Origin of the sequence: Caldicellulosiruptor morganii, from assembly GCF_026810225.1 — a bacterium.
In the GTDB taxonomy this organism is placed as follows: domain Bacteria; phylum Bacillota; class Thermoanaerobacteria; order Caldicellulosiruptorales; family Caldicellulosiruptoraceae; genus Caldicellulosiruptor; species Caldicellulosiruptor morganii.
Genome location: NZ_CP113865.1, coordinates 2,025,664 through 2,046,972, shown reverse-complemented (window position 1 = coordinate 2,046,972; position 21,309 = coordinate 2,025,664). Strand labels below are relative to the sequence as shown.

The 21,309-nt window shown below is 39.9% G+C and carries 20 protein-coding genes; 19 read left to right on the top strand and 1 reads right to left on the bottom strand.

The features are described 5' to 3' along the window. The first annotated feature begins 47 nt into the window (after positions 1-47). From OTK00_RS10270 to OTK00_RS10185, 18 genes are all read left to right on the top strand, one after another. Positions 48-1,091: a Gfo/Idh/MocA family protein gene (locus tag OTK00_RS10270; protein WP_045168909.1), complete on the top strand. Its 1,044-nt coding sequence runs from the start codon at positions 48-50 to the stop codon at positions 1,089-1,091. Positions 1,092-1,135: 44 nt separating this feature from the next. After that, positions 1,136-2,074 (top strand): sugar phosphate isomerase/epimerase family protein, encoded by a 939-nt coding sequence (locus tag OTK00_RS10265; protein WP_045168910.1) that lies wholly within the window; start codon positions 1,136-1,138, stop codon positions 2,072-2,074. A 177-nt stretch (positions 2,075-2,251) separates the two neighbouring features. Beyond that, entirely contained in the window at positions 2,252-3,649 is a 1,398-nt protein-coding gene (amrA, locus tag OTK00_RS10260) for an AmmeMemoRadiSam system protein A (RefSeq protein WP_045168911.1), read from the top strand. 15 nt (positions 3,650-3,664) lie between these two features. After that, positions 3,665-4,513: an AmmeMemoRadiSam system radical SAM enzyme gene (gene amrS, locus OTK00_RS10255; protein ID WP_045168912.1), complete on the top strand. Its 849-nt coding sequence runs from the start codon at positions 3,665-3,667 to the stop codon at positions 4,511-4,513. A 24-nt stretch (positions 4,514-4,537) separates the two neighbouring features. Next, the gene (gene cdaA, locus OTK00_RS10250; RefSeq protein WP_045168913.1) at positions 4,538-5,395 is read left to right on the top strand and encodes a diadenylate cyclase CdaA; all 858 of its coding nucleotides are present in this window, start codon (positions 4,538-4,540) and stop codon (positions 5,393-5,395) included. A 3-nt stretch (positions 5,396-5,398) separates the two neighbouring features. Continuing rightward, positions 5,399-6,625: a CdaR family protein gene (locus OTK00_RS10245; RefSeq protein ID WP_045168914.1), complete on the top strand. Its 1,227-nt coding sequence runs from the start codon at positions 5,399-5,401 to the stop codon at positions 6,623-6,625. 62 nt (positions 6,626-6,687) lie between these two features. Continuing rightward, positions 6,688-8,469, top strand: coding sequence for an excinuclease ABC subunit UvrC (gene uvrC / locus OTK00_RS10240; RefSeq protein ID WP_045168915.1), 1,782 nt, complete (start codon positions 6,688-6,690; stop codon positions 8,467-8,469). 50 nt (positions 8,470-8,519) lie between these two features. Then, entirely contained in the window at positions 8,520-9,452 is a 933-nt protein-coding gene (gene hprK / locus OTK00_RS10235) for an HPr(Ser) kinase/phosphatase (protein ID WP_045168916.1), read from the top strand. Between the two features lie 109 nt (positions 9,453-9,561). After that, positions 9,562-10,626: a bifunctional phosphoglucose/phosphomannose isomerase gene (locus OTK00_RS10230; protein ID WP_045168917.1), complete on the top strand. Its 1,065-nt coding sequence runs from the start codon at positions 9,562-9,564 to the stop codon at positions 10,624-10,626. 28 nt (positions 10,627-10,654) lie between these two features. After that, a complete protein-coding gene (locus OTK00_RS10225) occupies positions 10,655-11,371 on the top strand; it encodes a phosphatase (RefSeq protein WP_045168918.1) in 717 nt (238 codons plus the stop codon). 37 nt (positions 11,372-11,408) lie between these two features. Continuing rightward, positions 11,409-12,380 carry a class II fructose-1,6-bisphosphate aldolase gene (gene fba, locus OTK00_RS10220; RefSeq protein ID WP_045168919.1) on the top strand — a complete coding sequence of 324 codons (972 nt, stop codon included), beginning with the start codon at positions 11,409-11,411 and terminating at the stop codon, positions 12,378-12,380. Between the two features lie 181 nt (positions 12,381-12,561). Continuing rightward, a complete protein-coding gene (scfA, locus tag OTK00_RS10215) occupies positions 12,562-12,705 on the top strand; it encodes a six-cysteine ranthipeptide SCIFF (protein WP_082054605.1) in 144 nt (47 codons plus the stop codon). Between the two features lie 92 nt (positions 12,706-12,797). Further along, positions 12,798-14,159, top strand: a complete 1,362-nt coding sequence (gene scfB / locus OTK00_RS10210; protein ID WP_045168920.1) for a thioether cross-link-forming SCIFF peptide maturase — start codon at positions 12,798-12,800, stop codon at positions 14,157-14,159. A 1-nt stretch (position 14,160) separates the two neighbouring features. Next, positions 14,161-14,673 (top strand): gamma carbonic anhydrase family protein, encoded by a 513-nt coding sequence (locus tag OTK00_RS10205; protein ID WP_045168921.1) that lies wholly within the window; start codon positions 14,161-14,163, stop codon positions 14,671-14,673. A gap of 112 nt (positions 14,674-14,785) precedes the next feature. Continuing rightward, positions 14,786-16,033, top strand: coding sequence for a protein translocase subunit SecD (gene secD, locus OTK00_RS10200; protein ID WP_045168922.1), 1,248 nt, complete (start codon positions 14,786-14,788; stop codon positions 16,031-16,033). Next, positions 16,033-16,962, top strand: a complete 930-nt coding sequence (gene secF, locus OTK00_RS10195; RefSeq protein ID WP_045168923.1) for a protein translocase subunit SecF — start codon at positions 16,033-16,035, stop codon at positions 16,960-16,962. Before secD ends, secF begins: the two co-directional genes overlap by 1 nt. A 113-nt stretch (positions 16,963-17,075) precedes the next feature. Next, on the top strand, positions 17,076-18,743 hold the full coding sequence (locus tag OTK00_RS10190) for a ribonuclease J (RefSeq protein WP_045170095.1): 1,668 nt from the start codon (positions 17,076-17,078) through the stop codon (positions 18,741-18,743). 64 nt (positions 18,744-18,807) lie between these two features. After that, the gene (locus tag OTK00_RS10185; RefSeq protein ID WP_045168924.1) at positions 18,808-19,038 is read left to right on the top strand and encodes a YlmC/YmxH family sporulation protein; all 231 of its coding nucleotides are present in this window, start codon (positions 18,808-18,810) and stop codon (positions 19,036-19,038) included. 68 nt (positions 19,039-19,106) lie between these two features. On the opposite strand, the gene OTK00_RS10180 is transcribed toward OTK00_RS10185, so the two are convergent. Then, positions 19,107-19,823, bottom strand: coding sequence for a carbon-nitrogen hydrolase family protein (locus OTK00_RS10180; protein WP_408612659.1), 717 nt, complete (start codon positions 19,821-19,823; stop codon positions 19,107-19,109). Between the two features lie 215 nt (positions 19,824-20,038). On the opposite strand from OTK00_RS10180, the gene OTK00_RS10175 reads away from it, so the two are divergent. Then, a complete protein-coding gene (locus OTK00_RS10175) occupies positions 20,039-21,298 on the top strand; it encodes a UDP-N-acetylglucosamine 1-carboxyvinyltransferase (RefSeq protein ID WP_045168925.1) in 1,260 nt (419 codons plus the stop codon). Positions 21,299-21,309: the final 11 nt, after the last annotated feature.

Here is a 21,309-nt window from a genome sequence, read left to right as displayed (position 1 = left end):
TATAATTATTGTGTAATCATTTACACAATCAAAGGGGGCAAATTCTCGTGTCCAAACTAAAGCTTGCTATAATTGGCTGCGGTTCAATTACAAAACACAGACATCTACCCGAGGCAAAGGCTAATGAAAATGTTGAAGTTGTTGCTGTTTGTAGCGGTAACTTAAAGAATGCAGAAAGCGTAGCAAAGATGTTTGATGTGCCCAAGGTATATGCTGATTATGAGACAATGTTAAAGGAAGAAAAACCTGATGCTGTGGTTGTTGCAGCACCCAACTATCTTCATGCAGATGCTACCATAAAGGCTCTTGAGGCGGGTGCACATGTCCTGTGCGAAAAACCAATGGCAACAACTTTTGAAGATTGCAACAGGATGGTGGATACAGCAAAAGAAACAGGAAAGTTTTTGATGATAGCTCACAACCAGAGGTTTAACGCAGCTCATATAAAGGCAAGGCAGATCATCCAGAGCGGTGAACTTGGCAGAGTTTTGAGCTTTAAGACTACTTTCGGGCATGGTGGACCCGAAGGTTGGAGCTCTGACAGACCTGATACATGGTTTTTCCATAAAGAAAAAGCTGCATTTGGCAGCATGGGCGATCTGGGTGTTCACAAGATAGATCTGATGAGGTTTTTACTTGGTGAAGAGTTTGTTGAGGCAGCTGCTTTTGTCACGACCCTTGCAAAGAGGTACCCCGGCGGAGGGCTGATAGACGTTGATGACAATGCTGTTTGTATTCTAAAAACCCACAGCGGTGCAATTGGAACTTTAACAGCTTCCTGGACATACCCCGGAAGTGAAGACAATTCAACTGTTATATACTGTGAAAGAGGTTCAATCACTCTTTATGGCGACCCCAGATTTTCAATGATAATTAGGTATGCAAATGGGCAGAAAGCCTACTTTGAACTTGATACAATGCAGACAAACCAGAATCAGACAAAGTCAGGTGTTATGGATGAGTTTATAAACTGTATTCTGACAAACACTCCGCCTGAAATCTCCGGTGAAGAGGGACTTAAGACCATGAAGGTTGTTTTTGCCTGCTTTGAGTCAGCTCAAACTGGCAGGGTAGTCAGGATAGATTATTGAGGACTTATAAATTCTTTGGAATGCGAAAGGAGAGGTTTGAAAGGATGAAACTTGGATTTTTAACAGCCTGCCTTCCAAATGTGAGCTTAGATGATCTGGTTGTGTGGGCAAAGAATGTTGGATTTGAAATGCTGGAGATTGCATGCTGGCCTTTGAAAAACACAAGAGATTATTCGAGCACAACCTTAGATGTTGCAAACCTTACAAAAGATGAAGCAGAAAGGATAAAGAAGCTTTTCAAAGACAACAACATGCAGATTTCCTCTCTGGCATACTATGATAACAACCTTCACCCTGACCTTGTTATAAGAAAATCATACCATGACCATCTAAAAAAGGTAATTGACGCAGCGGAGCTTCTTGGTGTTAAATATGTTGGCACATTTGTTGGGAGAAACTATAACAAGACAGTTAAAGAGAACTTTGATGAGTTTGAAATTGTGTTCAGAGAGATTTTAGAGTATGCAAAGTCAAAAAATGTATCTATTATAATTGAGAACTGCCCAATGCCGGGCTGGAATCCGGACGGTGGCTGGATGGGGACAATATCATATTCACCTGAGCTCTGGGAAGAGATGTTCTCAAGACTGCCTTACGACAACTTTGGCTTGAACCTTGATCCATCACACCTTTACTGGCTTGGGATTGACCCTGTTTCTGTTATAAAAGAGTTCAAAGACAGAATATTCCATGTCCATGCGAAAGACACTCAGGTTTTCAAAGATAGGCTAAACAAATTCTCAATCTTTGGCAGTCAAATTCAGAGGAGAAATGCCTGGGATATGGGATGGTGGACATACAGAATGCCGGGACGCGGCGAGATTGACTGGGAGGCATTTTTGAAGGAGCTGAAAGGCAATGGTTATGATTATGTTGTCAGCATTGAGCACGAGGATCCCGAATATGAGGGAAGTGTAGAAAAGGTCAAAGAGGGATTGAAACTGGGGTTTGAGTATCTGAAAAGCATTCTTGATAAAATTTAAATACTTCCAAGTTTTTATTTCAAAAGGCTGGCTTTTTGATGTGCTTTAAAAGCTGGCCTTTTTGTTTTGCAATTTGTAACAACTTTTTAACATTTCAGTAGTAGAAGGCAGGATAAAAAAAGGGTAAAATATTATATATGAAAAACTTAAAAAGATCAAAGTAAGGAGAAGGCAAAAATGGTAGGGTATTTGTTGCCACATCCCCCAATTCTGATTGACAGAATTGGAAATGGCGAAGAGAAAAAATGTCAGGCAACCTTGGATGCACTGGAAAAAGTGACGGATGAGATTTCAGAGTACAAGCCTGATGTAATTGTTATTATATCACCGCATGCGCCTATCTTTTCAGATGTCTTCTTTTTGAATGACAGACCAATCATTGAAGGTAGCCTTGCAAGATGGGGTGTGCGGGGGGTTGAGTTTAGGTTTGGCAATAATCTTGAGATAGTTGAAGATATAGCAAAAATGAGCAAAGAAGAGGGTTTGAGCGTTGGATTTGTGACAGACAGGATTGAAAGAAGATATGGAGTTTCGCGAGAGCTTGACCATGGTGCAATGGTTCCACTGTATTTTATAACCAAAAAATATAGAGATTTTGAACTTATTCACACTGCTTACTGTATGGTTGATGATATGAAGCTGTATAAATATGGAATGATAATAAGAAAAGCTCTTGAAAAGCATGGAAAAAAAGGCTTGATTGTTGCTTCCGGTGACCTTTCACACAAGCTAAAAGAAGATGGACCCTATGGTTTTGCCAGAGAAGGTGTTGAGTTTGACAGGCTTTTGGTTGACCTTTTGCAAAAGAGTGATATTAAAGGACTTTATGATATTGAACCTGAATTTTCAGAAAAAGCTGCAGAATGCGGTTTTAGGTCAATAAAGGTGCTAATTGGGGCATTTGATGGCTATGAGATAGAATCAAAGGTTTACTCTTATGAAGGACCGTTTGGGGTAGGGTACTGTGTTGCTGGATTTTATCAAAAAGGTACTGCTGCATCCCTTCTTGATGAGATAGCTATTAAAAAAGAACAAAGGCTCAAGAAACTCAGAGAAAATGAAGATGAATATATAAGACTTGCAAGAGAGAGCTTGGAGTACTATGTAAGGCACAGAAGGTATATGGACTATATACCAGAGTATGTTACAGAGCGGATGCTAAAAGAGAGGGCAGGTGTTTTTGTATCAATCAAAAAGGATGGAAACCTTAGAGGATGTATAGGCACAATTTATCCAACGCAAGAAAACATTGCAAAGGAGATAATCAAAAACGCTGTTGCGGCAGGTTTTCACGACCCGAGGTTTGAAGAGGTCACAGAAGATGAGCTTGATTCTCTGGTTTATGATGTAGATATCTTGAGCACGCCTGAAAAGGTAAATTCAATCTCAGAACTTGACCCCAAAAAGTACGGTGTGATTGTCAGAAAAGGTGCAAGACAGGGGCTTTTGCTTCCTGATTTAGAGGGTGTTGACACAGTCGAAGAGCAGCTGAGGATTGCCTGCAGAAAAGCGGGGATTGACTATGACAGAGAGGATTTTGAGATAGAAAGGTTTACAGTTGAAAGGCACAAGTAGGGGAAGTAGGTAAAGATGGTTGAGGCAAGGTACTATGAAAAATTGGAAAATAAAAAGGTAAAGTGCAGGCTATGCCCGCATGAGTGTGTTATTTTGCCCGGCAATACTGGTTTTTGCAGGGCAAGAAAAAACATTGATGGAAAGCTCTACTCATTGAACTACGGGTATATATCCTCAATTGCGTTTGACCCGATAGAGAAAAAGCCGCTTTACCACTTTTATCCGGGATCGACCATACTTTCAATAGGGACATTTGGATGTTCGTTCAGATGCCTGCATTGCCAGAACTATGAGATCTCTCAGCTAACTCCCAGTGTGTTTGAAGTTGATACAGAACGTTTGATTGAGCTTGCGAAGAAGGACAAAGACTGTATTGGGATTGCATTTACCTACAATGAACCGACAATCTGGTTTGAGTACGTAGTGGATGTTGCAAAGAGGTTCAAAGAAGAGGGGTTTAAAACAGTGCTTGTGACAAACGGGTATTTAAATGAAGAGCCACTTTTAGAACTTCTTGATGTAATAGATGCTGCAAATATCGATTTAAAGGCATTCAATGACGAGTTTTACAAGAAGGTATGCAGTGGTGATTTGGAAAGTGTCAAGAAGTTTATTGAAATCTGTAGCAAAAAGATTCACGTTGAAATAACAACACTTATAATTCCAACCTTAAACGATTCCGAAGAAGAGATGGAAAACCTTGCAAAGTGGCTTTCGTCAATTGATGATAGAATCCCTTTGCATTTGACCAGGTATTTTCCGAGATACAAAATGACTTTGCCACCAACACCAAAAGAGACGCTATACAGACTCAGAGAGATTGCAAAGAAGTATTTGATGTATGTATATCTGGGGAATATTTAAAAAAGCAGTGTGGGGGAATTTGATTTGGTAAAGGACCTTTCTTTTTATATTCAGGAGTTTTTCAGGAATATCTCCTTAATAAGAATAACGCCGTTTGATATTATTGACATTGCAATTGTGTCATTTGTGATATACAAAATAATTGTGTGGATAAAGGACACAAGGGCGTATCAGCTCATAAAAGGAATTGTGATTTTGATAGTTATAACTCAGGTCAGTAAATGGCTGAACCTGAATGTTATAAACTGGCTTCTGACAAACACCCTTTCATATGGTGTCCTGGCTCTTTTGATAGTCTTCCAGCCAGAGCTGAGGCGTGCATTGGAGGAGATTGGAAGAAGCAAAATCTGGGGAAAGTTCTTCTGGGTTGGTTCTGATGAAGAGGCAATTTTGAAGTGGCAGAATAGTGTTGAGGAGATTATAAAAGCTGTGATGTATCTTTCAAAGAATAAAATTGGTGCGCTGATAGTTGTTGAAGGGCAGACAAAGATAGGCGATATAATCAACACAGGGATTATAATTGACTCTGAGATATCATCCCAGCTTCTTATTAATATTTTTATTCCAAATACTCCACTGCACGATGGTGCTGTAATTATAAGAGATGGGAAGATAAAAGCGGCTGCGTGCTTTTTACCCCTTTCGGAGAACAGGTACATAAGCAAAGAGCTTGGTACACGGCACAGGGCAGCGCTTGGTATTTCAGAAAACTCGGATGCTACAGCCATAGTTGTATCAGAAGAAACAGGGATTATATCTGTTGCTTACAATGGAGGGCTTACGCGAAACTTGGGTCCGGAGGCATTGAGGAAGATACTTTTAAGACCACTTAAAACTGAAAAGGAGAAAAACGGTTTTAACATATTCAAGTGGAGGCGTTAGGATTTGAAAAAGATTGAGCTCAAAAAACCAAAAGATGATACGTTCTGGCTGAGGGTCCTGTCAGTATTTATTGCTATCATTCTGTGGTTTTATGTAAATAGCATCATAAATCCTATAAAGAAAAGAGAGCTAATAGTGCCAATACGCTACAATATCTCCACCCTGTCGAAGGGGCTTGTTATGACACAGTCGGATGCAAAAGAGGTTAGAATAGTTGTCAGTGGTACTCAGGATGAGCTGGGCAAGGTGGATGAAAAGAACATTCAGGCAGTGGTAGATTTTTCTGATGTAAGACAGACAGGAGAGATAAAGCTTCCAGTCAATATAAACAACCCCTACCATAGAATCAATATAGAAAGTGTGTATCCCAAAAATGTGGTGGTGAACATTGACAATCTTGTGACAATTCAGAAGGATGTCACAGTAGAGATAAACGGAAATCCCAAAAAGGGCTACATAATAAATAGCTACCAGGAGGAGCCGAATGTTATCAGTATAAAGGGTGCAGAGAGTGATATAAAAGAGATTTCAAAGTGCGTTGCTCAGTTAAATCTTAGCCTGAATGATAGATCTTTTAAAGCTTCTGTTCCTGTCAAAGTTCTGGATATGAAAGGCAAGGATATAACATCGCTTTTTGATTTGTCTCAAAAAAGCATAGATGTTTATGTTGATATATTGAAAACAAAACAGGTGCCGCTTACCGTAAAGTTCAAAGGTCAGCTTCCTCCGGGTAAAATTATTTCAAGGATTGTATTGAAGCCTTCAACAATCAATGTTGCCGGGAAGGAAGAGGATATAAATTCCCTGAATGAAATTGTTGTAGGGACAGTTGATGCGCGAATGCTGGAAAATGTTTCAACATTCCAGTTTGATTTTAACCTTCCCAAGAACATAAAGGCTCTGGACAATGTCAAACAGGTTGTGATAACTATCTATACTGATTCAATTGTCCAGAAGTCAATTACCATACCGGTTGAGGTAAAAGATCTTGAGAGCAAGTATCTGGCAAGCCTGAGCCCTGACAGGGTTACACTTACTATAAAGTATTACCAGAGCAATCAAAGTTCAATAGATTTTTCCCGTTTTAGAGCATATGTTGATGTTTCAAATTTAACACAGGGAGATTATAGCCTGCCAGTCATGTTGGAAAAGCCAGACAATATTGAAAATGTAGAGGTATCACCCTCTTACATAAAAGTGACAATAACAGAGAAAAGCCAAAACCAGTAGGTTGTTTTGTCTTAGATAATTCAATAGGGAGCTTTTAAAGACAGAGAAGGAGAGGGCAAAAAATGCTGACAATCCAGGAAAAGCTTGCAAACCTTCCGACAACTCCAGGTGTCTATATAATGAAAGATGAGAACGGCAGGGTAATATACGTGGGCAAGGCAGTCAATTTGCGAAACAGGGTAAGACAGTATTTTCAAAACTCAGATATGACGCCAAAAACAAGGCTTATGGTAAGCAAGATTAAAGATTTTGACTATATTGTCACAGACACAGAGGTTGAGGCTTTGATTTTAGAGTGCAACCTTATAAAAGAATACAGACCCAAATACAACGTACTTTTGCGGGATGACAAGAACTATCAGTATATCAAAATAACAAACGAGATGTTTCCAAGGCTTGTTACAACAAGGAAGGTTGAAAAGGACGGAGCAAAGTATTTTGGACCATATGTAAAAGGGTATTCTGTCAGGCAGACAATAGAGCTTTTAAAAAGTCTTTTCATGCTGAGGACATGCAAGAAGAAGTTTCCTGAGCAGCTTGGCAGGGGAAGACCTTGCCTGAATTTTTATATAGAAAGATGTCTTGGTGTTTGCAAGGGCGATGTTTCTGAAGAAGAGTACCAGGGGCTTGTTGAAAAAGCCATAAAGGTTTTAAATGGCAGGGGCGAAGAGATTGTTGAAGATCTTAAAAAGAAGATGTTTGAGTATGCAGATAAGCTAATGTTTGAAAAAGCCCAGGAGATAAAAAATAAAATTACAAGTTTGGAGCAGATTATTACAAAACAGAAGGTTATTTATGCTGATGATAGAAGCGAGGATGTGATAAACTATGCAAGCGATTCTTCCAACATCTGTATAGTTGTTTTTATAATCAGAAATGGCAAACTTATTAACAAAGAAGAGTTTGTTTTGAAAAACGATGAGCAGATATTTGAGAGATTTTTAGAACAGTACTATTCGGATGTTGTCTCTGTACCGAAAGAGATTGTAATTCCCCACCTGGTTGAAAATTGCGGCAGTGTAGAAGAGATGATAGAAAAACTGTACGGTTTTAGAACAAAAATTGTTGTTCCGAAGCAGGGCGATAAAAAGCAGCTTCTTGAAATGGCCAAGAAAAACGCTGAAATTTTGCTTGTCAATAAACAGAAAGTAGAAAATTACTACACAGAAGCCCTTTTACACCTCAAAAATATGCTGAATATAAGCCACGAGATAGAAAAGATAGAAAGCTATGATATATCCAACCTTGCAGGGTCAGACAATGTCGGAACACTTGTTGTATTTGAAGATGGTAGATTTAATAAAGATTTTTACAGAAAGTTCAAAATCAAAAGCTTTGAAGGGCAGGATGATATAAGAAGTGTAAAAGAGGTGCTGATGCGCCGCTTTGCAAGCCCTGAAAAGCATGGACGCCTGCCCGATCTCATTTTGATAGATGGTGGACAAAATCAGGTAAACGCTGCAGTTGAGGTTTTGAAGTCTCTGGGCTTGAGTATTCCGGTTGCAGGCATGGTCAAGGATGACAGGCACAGAACAAGGGATTTGATTTACAACGGGCAGGAGATGGGCATACAGAAAGATGCTCTTGTTTTCAAACTGATTTCAGCAATCCAGGAAGAGACCCACAGGTTTGCAGTGAAATATCACAGAGAGCTCAGGAAAAAGCACCTTTATGAGTCCATACTTGATGAGATAGAGGGAATTGGCGAAAAGAGAAAGCTAAAACTGTTCAGAGTGTTTGGTTCTATAGACAATCTAAGGAAAGCAAGTATAGAAGAGATTGTGAAGGCTGCTGATATACCTTATGATGTTGCAATGAAAATAAAAGAAAAAATAGGGATTTAGATTATTTTAAAGCAAAAAGAATGGATTAAAGGAAAGGATGAGATGAAGAGTTGTTCCATACAACAGTTGGCAGGATAATAAAAGAGCTTAATCTGGAGCCTTTGTCAGAAGTGCCGGGAATGGAGACAAGGAAGATAAAGGACATGAACCTGAACCGCCCGGCGTTGCAGCTTATGGGTTTTTTTGAATATTTTGATCAGGAGCGCATTCAGATTATAGGTATCTCTGAAATGGCATATTTGAAAACAATGACAAAAGCACAGAGAAGGAATGCAATTGAAAAGCTATTTCAAAGACAGATTCCATGTGTGATAATTACGTCAAATCAAGAGCCGTATGAAGAGTTTCTGGAGTTTTCCAAAAAGTATGGTATTCCGCTTTTGAGAACACCGGAGGTTACAACAAGGTTTATGACAAACCTCAGCACATTTTTGACACATGAGCTTGCGCCAAGAATTACCCGTCATGGCACGCTTGTTAACGTTTATGGTGAGGGTGTTTTGATGCTTGGAGAAAGCGGGGTTGGGAAAAGCGAGACTGCTCTGGAGCTTGTAAAAAGAGGGCATATTCTGGTTGCTGATGATGCTGTTGAGATAAGAAAGGTTTCTGAGAAGACGCTTGTGGGTGAGGCTCCAGAGATTATCAGGCATCTGATAGAGATAAGAGGTATTGGAATTCTGGATGTGAAAAACCTCTTTGGGGTTGGTTGTGTAAAGGATTCTGAAAGAATTGATCTTGTAATTCAGCTTGAGACGTGGAAAACCGACAAAGAGTATGAAAGACTGGGGCTTCATGACCAGTACATAGAAATACTGGGGATAAAAGTACCCACGCTTGTAATACCCGTCCGCCCGGGGAGGAATTTAGCAATAATTGTTGAAGTTGCTGCGATGAACAACAGGCAAAGGAAGATGGGATACAATGCTGCAAAGGCTTTGACAGAAAGACTTCAGAGCCAGATGAACAGAAATGAAACAGAGTAAAATGGACTGAGTGTTTTGTGGCTATGGCATGGCTTTGAAAGTTGAAAAAAATGAAAAATTATTATATTATGAAATAGGAAATTTTTAAGAAAGGAGAAATGGGGAGAAGATGCTTGACAATCTTGAGATGATTGCACAAAACGACCCGAGCGGTATGTTTCAGGCAGTTTACAATCTTCCTGAGCAGATTCAAAAGGCTTACGAGATAGGCAGGAATATCAGTGTTGATATCAAAGCAGAAGATATAGATAAGGTAGTGATCACAGGGCTTGGCGGTTCTGCCATAGGCGGAAACCTTCTGAGAGTTTTTGTTTTGGACCAGTGCAGGATACCTGTGATTGTCAACAGAGACTATGTACTTCCTGCATATGTCGATTCTAAAACACTTGTTATTGCTTCAAGCTATTCAGGCAATACAGAAGAGACGCTTTCTGCATATCAGGATGCAAAGACAAAGGGCGCAAAGATAATTGCTATCACAACAGGCGGAAAGCTAAAAGAGATGGCAGAAAAGGATGGATATTATGTAATTACAATCCCCGGCGGGCTTTCACCAAGGGCGGCACTTGGTTATTCGTTTATTCCTCTGCTCATGCTGTTTGTCAGGATTGGGCTTATTTCTCCTGTTGATGACCAGGTTGAGGAGACAATAAAGGTTTTAAGTGACCTGAGGGAAAGGTACAAGCCGGAGGTTCCCGAGGAGAAGAATTTAGCTAAGAGACTGACGCTGAAGTTATGGAACAAACTCCCCATCATTTACGGAATCAGTGGTACAACAGAGGTTATTGCAGAGAGATGGAAAGGGCAAATATGCGAAAATTCAAAGTCTCCTGCATATTTCAATGTGTTTTCTGAATTGAACCACAACGAGATTGTTGGGACAGAGTCGCCAAAGCATGTTTTGGGGCTGTTTGAGATTGTAATGCTTCATGACACTGAGGACCACAAAAGAAATGCAATAAGAATGGACATCACAAAGGACCTTGTCAAAGGTGTTGTATCGGGTGTAAGTGATATATATTCAATAGGGAATTCAAGGCTTGCAAGGATGTTTTCACTCATCTATCTTGGTGATTATGTATCGCTCTATCTTGCTACACTTTATCAAAACGACCCAACTCCTGTTAAAAAGATTGATATATTGAAGAACAAGCTTGCAGAGATAAAGGACTAAAAATTTTGAATGAGAGATGAGCCAGATAATGTTTTTGGAAGTAGAAACACACTGTCATACCATTGCGAGCGGGCATGCTTACAACACATTGGAGGAAATGGTGCTTGAGGCTAAAAACAGAGGTTTGAAAGGAATCTGTATTACTGATCACGGCCCTGAGATGCCAGGGTCGTGCAGCAGTTTATATTTTTACAACCTGGTTGTTGTGCCAAGAGAGATTAGTGGTATAATGATATTTAGAGGGTGTGAAGCCAATATAATTGACTATGAAGGGACGATTGACATTCCGGAAAGTGCCCTGAAAAGACTTGATTTTGTCATCGCAAGTCTGCATGATGTTTGTATCCCGAGCGGGACAGTTTCGGACCATACCAGGGCATTAATTGGTGCCATAAAAAATCCTTATGTTCACTGTATTGGTCACCCGGGTAATCCCTTGTTTGAGATTGACAGAGAAGCGGTTGTCAGGGCTGCAAAGGAGTACAACAAAGCCATTGAGATAAACAATGCATCATTTTACGTGAGGCAAAAGAGCAAAGAAAACTGTATAGAGATTTTAAAGCTCTGCAAAAAATATGGTGTTTATATTGCCATGGGTTCAGATGCGCATTTTAAGACCGATATTGGACGATGTGATGTTACCCGCAAGCTGATTGAGGAGTATGATTTTCCTCAGGATCTAATTGTCAACAAAAGCCTTGAGAGCTTTCTGGAGTTCTTGAGGCTTCATGGTAGAGATGTTTGAGTAAATTTTAAAAGTTAAAAGAGGAGGTAAATTTAAAATGCCACTTGTTACCACAAAAGAGATGTTCAAAAAGGCTGCAGAAGGAAGGTATGCAATCGGAGCGTTTAATGTCAACAACATGGAGATCATCCAGGGGATTGTTGAGGCGGCAAAGGAGGAGCAGGCACCACTTATCCTACAGGTTTCAGCAGGTGCGAGAAAGTATGCAAAGCATGTTTATCTTGTAAAGCTTGTTGAAGCTGCTCTGGAAGATTCGGGGGATTTACCAATCGCACTTCACCTTGACCATGGCGAGGACTTTGAGATTTGCAAGGCGTGTATTGACGGGGGCTTCACCTCTGTCATGATTGATGGTTCAAGATTGCCTTTTGAAGAGAACATTGCTCTTACCAGAAAGGTTGTTGAATATGCTCATGAAAGAGGAGTTGTGGTTGAAGCAGAGCTTGGTAAGCTTGCCGGTATTGAAGACAATGTAAAGGTTGCAGAGCATGAAGCGGCGTTTACAGACCCTGACCAGGCAGCAGAGTTTGTTGAAAGAACGGGTGTTGATTCACTGGCAGTTGCAATTGGAACAAGCCACGGTGCTTACAAGTTCAAAGGAGAACCAAGGCTTGACTTTGAAAGACTCCAGAAGATTGTTGAAAAGCTTCCAAAGGATTTTCCGATAGTTCTTCATGGTGCATCAACAGTCCTGCCGGAGTTTGTTGAAATGTGCAACAAATACGGCGGAAATATCCCGGGTGCGAAGGGTGTACCTGAAGATATGCTGAGAAAAGCTGCTGAGCTTGGGGTAAGAAAGATCAATATCGACACAGACTTGAGACTTGCAATGACAGCAGCGATAAGAAAGCATCTTTTTGAGCATCCGGACCATTTTGACCCAAGACAGTATCTCAAGGATGGCAGAGAGGCAATCAAAGAGATGGTAAAGCACAAACTGAGAAATGTTCTTGGATGCAGCGGTAAGGCTCCTGAAATATTGGAAGAAATCAGAAAGAACAGAGGATAGAATGCTTTCTGGCAGGTTAAAAATGTGTTTTATAAATAGTAAAAGAGGCGATAAAAGAGCCTCTTTTTCTTTTTGTGTAAAATTGTATTGTTAAATACTTTGTGATAAAATACTATGTGTTGTATTTGAATGGAGTTTTTGCTGAGTGAATTACTTATTGCAAAGGAGGGTATAGAAGAAAATGAAACACATTAAAGTCATTGCAAAAAATGCTCTTTCAAGAACAGTTGTAAATGGTGGATGCGGTGAGTGCCAGGCATCCTGCCAGTCAGCTTGCAAAACATCCTGCACAGTTGGTAATCAGGTTTGCAGAAACAAAAAATAATTTTTGGATGTGATGGGCTGTCATGGCTTATGTTTAGACAGCCCGTCTATGAATACTTCTATTAATCTTGTGGGAGGAAAAATATTTTAAAAATGGTTCATGCTTTTAAGAAGTTTGGTTTGAACATTGTTCTGGATGTTGCTTCTGGTTCTATTTTTACTGTTGATGATGTTGCGTTTGATGTTATAAATTACTTTGACAGAAACAGGACATTTGATGGGGTTTATGAAAGTTTAAATTTTGAAAAGGCTGAAATTGAGGAAGCGGTAAATGAAGTGAAAAAATTAATTGAAGAGGGAGTTTTATTTACAGAGGACGAATACAAAGATCTGAATCTGATTGAAAGGAGAAATCCTGTCATAAAATCTCTCTGCCTTCATGTTTCGCACGACTGCGATTTGAGATGCAGATACTGTTTTGCCTCTGCAGGAAGTTTTAAGCAGGAAAGAAAGCTTATGAGTCTTGAAGTTGGCAAAAAGGCAATTGATTTTTTGCTTGAAAACTCTGGCTCAAGGAAAAATCTTGAGGTTGACTTTTTTGGTGGCGAGCCTCTTTTGAACTTTGATGTGGTTAAAAAGATTGTTGAATATGCAAGAGAAGAAGAGAAAAAGTACAACAAGCACATATCTTTTACACTGACAACCAATGCAACTGCCCTCAGCGATGAGGTAATTGAATACCTGAATGAAAATATGGACAATGTGGTTTTAAGTCATGACGGAAGACCCGAGATAAATGATTTTATGCGCATTGACAGAGAAGGCAGAGGCACATATGACCTTATTACACAGAATATTTTGAAGTTTATAAAAAAGCGAAATGGGAAAACTTATTATGTAAGAGGAACTTTTACTTCCAGAAACCTTGATTTTTCAAAAGATGTTTTGCACCTTTATAATCTTGGTATAAAGGAGATATCTGTTGAACCCGTTGTTGTGGATGAGACCAGTCCATGGGCTATTTTGCCGCAGCATGTTGATAGAATAAAAGAGGAATATGATGCTCTGGCACAGGAGTATGTAAATGAGAAACTGAAAGGAGAAGGTTTTAACTTCTTCCATTTCAATATAGATATAACAGGTGGACCGTGTGTATCAAAGCGTTTAAGTGGCTGTGGTGCCGGGTTTGAATATGTTGCAGTTGACCCTGACGGCAATATCTTTCCATGCCATCAGTTTGTTGACAAGCCCCGGTTTAAGCTTGGGACAGTTTTTGATGGCATAACCAATTTTGAACTTGTTGAAGAGTTTAAGAAAAACAATGTATATGAAAAAGATGAGTGCTCAAGCTGCTGGGCAAGGTTTTACTGCAGTGGTGGGTGTGCTGCTGCAAATTACAATATGTGCGGCGATGTGAAAAAGTCATATAATGTTTCCTGTGAGCTTGAAAGAAAGAGGGTGGAGCTTGCAATAGCTGCAAAACTTTATCTTATGGAGAAGGGGATTGAAAAGTAAAATGATAATTACTTACAATGGTAAAATACCAAAGATTGCAGACAGTTGCTACATAGCTCCCAGTGCTGCCATAATAGGTGATGTCGAGATTGGGGAAAATTCAAGTGTGTGGTTTGGCTGTGTTATAAGATGTGAGGAGAACAGAGTTGTAATTGGTAAAGACACCAACATTCAGGATTTGACAACAATTCACACTGACCACTGCTGCAATGTTATAATAGGTGATGGTGTGACGGTTGGGCACAATGTGGTGTTGCATGGCTGCGAGATAGGGAACAATGTGCTTGTTGGGATGGGCAGTATAATAATGAATGGCAGCAGAGTAGGTGACAACTGTATAATTGGCGCAGGAAGCCTTATTACACAGAACACAGTCATTCCTCCGAATTCGCTTGTGTTTGGAAGACCTGCAAAGGTTATAAGAGAGCTAAGTCAGGAAGAGATAGAGCAAATAAGAGTTTCTGCAAAAGAGTACATTGACCTTGCCAATAGCTATAAAAATATTTGCAGGTGAGATATTCAATTTGTTGACTTTGGACTAATTTAAGGATTATAATACTAAAGAGTAGTGAAAAAACAATTACAGTTCTTTTTCAACAAGCTAAAAAAGAAAGGAGAAGGGTTTTATGCAAAACAAAAGCTTGGCAAAGTTTCTGATAGGGTGTCTGGTTATAGCTTTTGCATTTTACATAGTCTTTTTCGGACTAAAGATTGGTACTGCAAGCATTCCTTCTGTAAAGGATGCTGTCAGGTACGGTCTTGACCTGAAGGGTGGAGTTTACATTGTATATGAGGCTGCAAAAGAAAACCCCACAAAAAGAGAGATGGAGTCAGCTTTGCAGCTGATCAGAACAAGACTTGACATGAGAAACTTTTATGATGCAACCGCAACAATTCAGGGTTCAAAGAGGATCAGGGTTGAAATTCCGGGTGTAAAAGACCCCGATGAGGCTATCCAGTATATAGGAAGGACAGCCTTGATTGAATTCAAAGGACCTTCAGGTGATTTGATAGTTTCGGGCAGAAATGTGGTTGATGCATATGCGCAGCAGACAACATCCGGGTATGTTGTTGCACTTAAATTTGACAAAGAAGGTGCAAAGAAATTTGCAGAGGGTACAAAGAAATACTTAGGGCAAAATATAGGAATTTATCTTGATGGTAAGCTTATTTCAAACCCGGTTGTTCAGGCTGAAATTGACAATGGCGAAGCGGTAATTGAAGGCATGAAGGATTTAAATGAAGCAAAGACATTGGCTCAGCAAATCAAAGCAGGTGCACTGCCATTTGCTCTGAACGTTATAGAAAGCAGGGCCATAGGACCGAGTCTTGGCAGTGAAGCCTTGAAAACAACCTTGAAAGCTGGCATTGTGGGACTTCTTCTGGTATTCCTGTTTATGATAATCTTTTACAGGCTGCCAGGGTTTGTTGCGGATATTGCTCTGATTGCCTATGTTGTCATACTTGTTGCAATAGTGGGGTATGCAAAGATAACACTTACCCTCCCTGGTATTGCAGGTATAATCCTTTCGGCTGGCATGGCAGTGGATGCCAACATATTGATATTTGCCAGAATGAAAGAGGAACTCAGAGCTGGCAAGACTTTGAAGGCTGCAATGGATGCGGGCTTCAGACGTGCACTTAATGCTGTTGTTGATGCGAATGTGACAACAATTATTGCCGGGCTTGTGCTTTTGTTCCTCGGAACAGGTCCAATCAAGGGCTTTGCATGGACGCTTACAATAGGTATTGTTGTTTCATTCTTTACAGCAATTACTGTAACAAGATTCTTGCTTGTATCTGTCATTAACACAGGGCTTTTCAAAGATACAAGATGGTATGGTGGCAAAAAAACCAGGGAGGTGCAGGCATAATGACAAACATTGACTTTATGGGCAAGAGGAAGATTTTCTATGTGCTGTCAATACTGGTGATGGTAATAGGTCTTGTTTCATATATAATGCAGGGGTTCAACTATGACATAGATTTTACAGGCGGGACTGTGCTTGAAATAGATCTTCACAAAGTTCCAAGCGCTGCTGAGATTGCTGACTTAGAGAAGCTGACAAAACAGATTACAGGGACGCAGACACCCATTGTCAGAAAGATTGAAGATGGCAAAAAGATAATGATAAATGCCCATGAGGTACATGGTAAAAAGAGAACAGAGCTTTCAAAGGAAGTGCGCGATAAGCTTTTCAATGCCATTGCAAAGAAGTATAATCTTAAAAAGGAAGACTTAGTTTCATATCAGAATGTTGGGGCTGTGGTATCATCTGAATTGAAATCCCAGGCTATCTGGGCTGTTGTGATAGCATCCATCCTTATGCTAATCTACATTGCAATAAGGTTTGAGTTTAAATTTGGCACAACTGCGGTTGTAGCGCTCTTGCATGACCTTTTGATAATGCTCACTGTCTATACACTCTTTAGAATACCTCTGAACTCCACATTCATTGCAGCAATGCTGACAGTTCTTGGTTATTCAATAAACGACACAATTGTTGTGTTTGACAGAATAAGAGAAAATAGAAGGATTCAGGGTAAAATGGATCTCAAAAATCTTGTAAACTTGAGCATGAACCAGACAATAGGAAGATCACTTTCAACCGCTGCAACTGTTATAATTGTTTTGTTTGTGCTGTACCTGATGGGTGTTCAGTCAATAAAGGAGTTTGCTTTTCCGCTTCTGGTAGGTGTTATATCGGGAACCTACTCATCGATATTTATAGCAACTGCCCTTTGGTTTGACTGGGAAAGCAGTGCAAGAAAGAAACTTCAGGCAAAACCAAAGAGAGCTTGAAAAATTGTGACTTAAGAATTTACTTTTTGCTGTTTTAAAAAAGCTCTTGCGAAAGTCTCTTTCGTGAGGGCTTTTTTAAAATGCCTTTTATTTTTATTTTTGGAGGAATCTTTATGAGAAAAAGACCGGAGCACAGAATAAGAATTATTCCGCTTGGTGGCTTGAACGAGATTGGCAAGAACATGACAGTGATTGAAGTGGACGATGAGATTGTTGTAATTGACTGTGGACTTGCCTTTCCAGAAGATGAGATGCTGGGTGTTGACCTTGTCATACCCGATGTATCATACCTAATAAAGAATAAGGAAAAGGTCAGGGCGTTGATTCTCACACACGGGCATGAGGACCATATAGGAGCAATTCCGTATATTTTGAGGGATTTGAACATTCCTATTTATGGCACAAAGCTGACACTTGGTCTTGTTGAGATTAAGCTTATGGAATTTGGGATAGACCTGAATTCTGTCAGGATGTTTACAGTAAAGCCCCAGGATGTAATAAGCTTTAACAATATGAGAGTTGAGTTTATTCGCACAACCCATTCGATTGCTGACTCTGTGGCAATAGCTATACACACTCCACTTGGGAGCATCGTACACACAGGAGATTTTAAGGTGGACTTTACACCCATTGAGGGTGAGCCGATTGACCTTATAAGATTTGCAGAGCTTGGCAAACAGGGTGTTTTGGCACTTCTGTGCGACTCCACAAACGCTGAACGCCCGGGTTTTACTTTGTCTGAAAAAACTGTTGGTGCAACCTTTGACAGGATATTTTCTCAGGCTCAAGGGCGAGTTATTGTTGCAACCTTCTCTTCACATATTCACAGGGTGCAGCAGGTGATAAATTCCGCGGAAAAGCAGGGCAGAAAGATTTGCGTTCTGGGAAGAAGCATGGTAAATGTTGTAAATAAAGCACTTGAGCTTGGATATTTGAAGATGCCAGATAGCATGCTGATTGATGTTGATGAGCTTGATAACTACCCGCCAAACAAGATAGTGCTGATTACAACAGGAAGTCAGGGTGAGCCTATGTCAGCTCTTTCGCGCATGGCTTCTGCCGAGCACAAGAAAGTGGGAATTATACCTGGTGATGTTGTCATAATCTCAGCTGCACCCATTCCGGGCAATGAAAAGTTTGTCAACAGGGTTATAAACGACCTTTTCAGGCAGGGTGCACAGGTTATTTATGAAGATATTGATGATATTCACGTGTCGGGTCATGCATGCCAGGAGGAGATAAAACTTATACACAATCTCACGCGTCCAAAATATACTGTGCCTGTGCATGGAGAGTTCAAGCATTTGATTCATCATGCAAAACTTGCAATGGAGCTTGGAGAAAGAAACGTGTTTGTTCTGGAAAATGGAAAAGTGCTTGAGATAACAAAGGACTCTGCAAAGGTTGTCGGCAGTGTTCAGGCAGGCAATGTGCTTGTTGATGGGCTTGGTGTTGGCGATGTGGGGAATGTTGTGCTGCGTGACAGGCGTCATCTTGCTCAGGATGGACTTTTCATTGTAGTTCTCACAATTGATTCGTCAACAAGAGATGTAATTGCAGGACCGGAGATAATTTCAAGAGGGTTTATCTATATAAAAGAAGCTGAGCCGCTGATTGAAGAGGCAAAAAAAGTGATAAAGGATGTTCTGTATTTCTGCAACAAAAATGATATAACTGAGCCAAATGCTATAAAGATTATACTGAAAGATAACTTGAAAAACTTCCTGTTTGAAAAGACGCGCAGAAACCCCATGATAATTCCTATAATAACCGAGGTTTAACTATAAAATTTGTTTTTGCATATAATGATAAAAGAAAGATAGTAGTATAAGAAAGTGATTCTGGATGTTTAAATCATCTGATTTGAGAGAGAAAGATGTGATAAATATATCGGATGGTAAAAAGCTTGGGAAGGTTTGTGATTTGGAAGTTGATGTTAAAACAGGCAGGGTTGATGCTATTGTGGTACCGGCACCTTTTTCAGTTGGAAGTATCTTTTCAAAAGAAAAAGACTATGTAATTCCATGGGATAAAGTAAAAAAGATTGGTGAAGATGTGATTCTGGTTGAGATCTAAAAACAGGGCTGTAACTTTTGATACAGTACAGCCCTGTTATTTCTATGAAAAATAGGCTTCTGTTTATTTTAAATCTCTGCTGTCAGCAGGTACTCACCGGCTTCATCTGCTTCGCACACCACACAGCCATCGCCGTCTACAATTAAGCTGTGTCCAAGGCTTATCATATTAAGATGAGGTCCTACTGCATTTGCTAAAAACACAAAGTAACCATTTTCTACAGCTCTTGTTATAGGAATAGCTCTATTTTTGTCAATCTTCCACCTTGCCTCTTTTGGACTGTAAAAATGTGCAGCTAAAATGAACACACCACTGCAGCCAGCTTCTTTGTATTTTTTGAATATCTCATAAAAGTTTTGGTCTCTGCAGATTGCAATGCCGAATCTTCTCTGCTTGAATTCAAATACAAGAGTTTCTTCGCCCTGAGAAAATATCCTCTTTTCAAGCTCGGTTGGATGAATCTTATCATATTTCAAGCTTTCACCTGCTGGGAAGATTACTGTTGCTCTATTGAATAGCTTATCTTCCTGTCTAAAAGGATGACCTATTACTGTACAGATAGAATACTTGTTGCACTTTTTTGATATTTGCTTCAAAAAATCCGAGATTATTTGATTCAAATCTTGAGATTGTAAAAGTTCAATGTTATAGCCACTCAATGCCATCTCAGGAAAACATACCAGATCCACTTGCTCGTCTTTTGCTTTGCCCAGAAAATAAAGTATCTTAGAAAAGTTTCTTTCCACCAGATTACAAATATTCATTTGAACAACTCCAATTTTAATTTTTACCATCTCCTTGATATTTTTCTAAAGACCATCCACCAATTTCTATTTTGACTTTATTATATCATTTTTTCAACAGAAGCATCTATTGACCATTTTAAAAGGCTACCTGGTTGCTCAAAAAGAATATTCTTCTTTTCATATTTCGCTACAATAGATATAATATAAAAGAATGGGAATAGTGAAAAGCCTTTTTGGAGAGAGGGTGCAAGGATTTGAAACCAAATCATGAAAAGATAATCATAGAAGGTGGATATCCCCTTTTTGGTGAGGTTACAATAAATGGTGCTAAAAATGCTGCAGTTGCTGTCATTCCCGCTGCCCTGATGGCAGAGGGGGAGAGTGTAATTGAAAATCTTCCTCTGATTGAAGATGTATTTGCAATGGATGATATTCTGCTCAGGCTTGGAGCAAAGATTGAATATGACAATCATTCACTCAGGATAGATGCAAGCAATTTAAATAGCTTTGTAGCACCATACGAAAGTGTTCGAAAAATAAGAGCTTCATACTACCTGATTGGAGCACTTCTTACGCGTTTTGGCAGGGCAGAGGTTGCGATGCCGGGCGGGTGCAACTTTGGTGCCCGCCCGATTGACCAGCATATAAAAGGGTTTAGAGCGCTTGGCGCTGATGTTAGGATTGAAAATGGCATGATAAAGGCATATGCAAGAGAGCTTGTTGGGACAAAAATCTATTTAGATGTTGTGTCTGTTGGAGCTACAATCAATCTCATGCTTGCAGCTGTGAAAGCAAAAGGCACAACAATAATAGAAAATGCAGCCAAAGAGCCGCATGTTGTTGATGTTGCCAATTTTCTAAACGCCATGGGCGCAAGGATTAAAGGTGCGGGGACGGATGTAATAAGAATTGAGGGTGTAAGCAAACTTTTGCCTGCAAGGTATGCAATCATTCCTGACCAGATAGAAGCTGGTACATACATGATAGCTGCCTGTGCAACAAAAGGGCACATTATTGTAAAAAACATAATACCCAAACATTTGGAATCTTTGACTGCAAAGCTACTTGAGATGGGTGCTGAGGTAAATGTTTATGAGGACAGCATTGAGGTAAAATGCAAAGAAAGGCTTAAAGCCTCAAGTATAAAAACAATGCCATACCCCGGGTTTCCGACCGACCTTCAGCCCCAGATGACAGTGCTTTTGAGCCTTTGCAGTGGAACAAGCGTTGTCACAGAAGGTGTGTGGGAAAACAGGTATCAGTATGTGGATGAACTTAAAAGAATGGGAGCAAATATCAAGGTGGAAGGAAGAGTTGCCATTGTGGAGGGTGTTGAGAGTTTGCAGGGTGCAGAGGTTATAGCGCTTGACCTTAGAGCCGGTGCTGCTTTGATTGTTGCAGGACTTGCTGCAAAGGGAAAGACGGTTATATACAACACCAAAAATGTTGACAGAGGCTATGAAAATATAGATTATAAGCTCAAACTTTTGGGTGCAAAAGTCTCAAGAGTTTAAGATAAGAAGGA

Bases quoted from the DNA above. Each gene is read 5' to 3' on its own strand.
- OTK00_RS10265 (WP_045168910.1), top strand. From the start codon at position 1,136: ATGAAACTTGGATTTTTAACAGCCTGCCTTCCAAATGTGAGCTTAGAT.
- amrA (WP_045168911.1), top strand. From the start codon at position 2,252: ATGGTAGGGTATTTGTTGCCACATCCCCCAATTCTGATTGACAGAATT.
- amrS (WP_045168912.1), top strand. From the start codon at position 3,665: ATGGTTGAGGCAAGGTACTATGAAAAATTGGAAAATAAAAAGGTAAAG.
- uvrC (WP_045168915.1), top strand. From the start codon at position 6,688: ATGCTGACAATCCAGGAAAAGCTTGCAAACCTTCCGACAACTCCAGGT.
- OTK00_RS10230 (WP_045168917.1), top strand. From the start codon at position 9,562: ATGCTTGACAATCTTGAGATGATTGCACAAAACGACCCGAGCGGTATG.
- OTK00_RS10225 (WP_045168918.1), top strand. From the start codon at position 10,655: ATGTTTTTGGAAGTAGAAACACACTGTCATACCATTGCGAGCGGGCAT.
- fba (WP_045168919.1), top strand. From the start codon at position 11,409: ATGCCACTTGTTACCACAAAAGAGATGTTCAAAAAGGCTGCAGAAGGA.
- scfA (WP_082054605.1), top strand. From the start codon at position 12,562: ATGAAACACATTAAAGTCATTGCAAAAAATGCTCTTTCAAGAACAGTT.
- scfB (WP_045168920.1), top strand. From the start codon at position 12,798: ATGGTTCATGCTTTTAAGAAGTTTGGTTTGAACATTGTTCTGGATGTT.
- OTK00_RS10205 (WP_045168921.1), top strand. From the start codon at position 14,161: ATGATAATTACTTACAATGGTAAAATACCAAAGATTGCAGACAGTTGC.
- secD (WP_045168922.1), top strand. From the start codon at position 14,786: ATGCAAAACAAAAGCTTGGCAAAGTTTCTGATAGGGTGTCTGGTTATA.
- secF (WP_045168923.1), top strand. From the start codon at position 16,033: ATGACAAACATTGACTTTATGGGCAAGAGGAAGATTTTCTATGTGCTG.
- OTK00_RS10190 (WP_045170095.1), top strand. From the start codon at position 17,076: ATGAGAAAAAGACCGGAGCACAGAATAAGAATTATTCCGCTTGGTGGC.
- OTK00_RS10185 (WP_045168924.1), top strand. From the start codon at position 18,808: ATGTTTAAATCATCTGATTTGAGAGAGAAAGATGTGATAAATATATCG.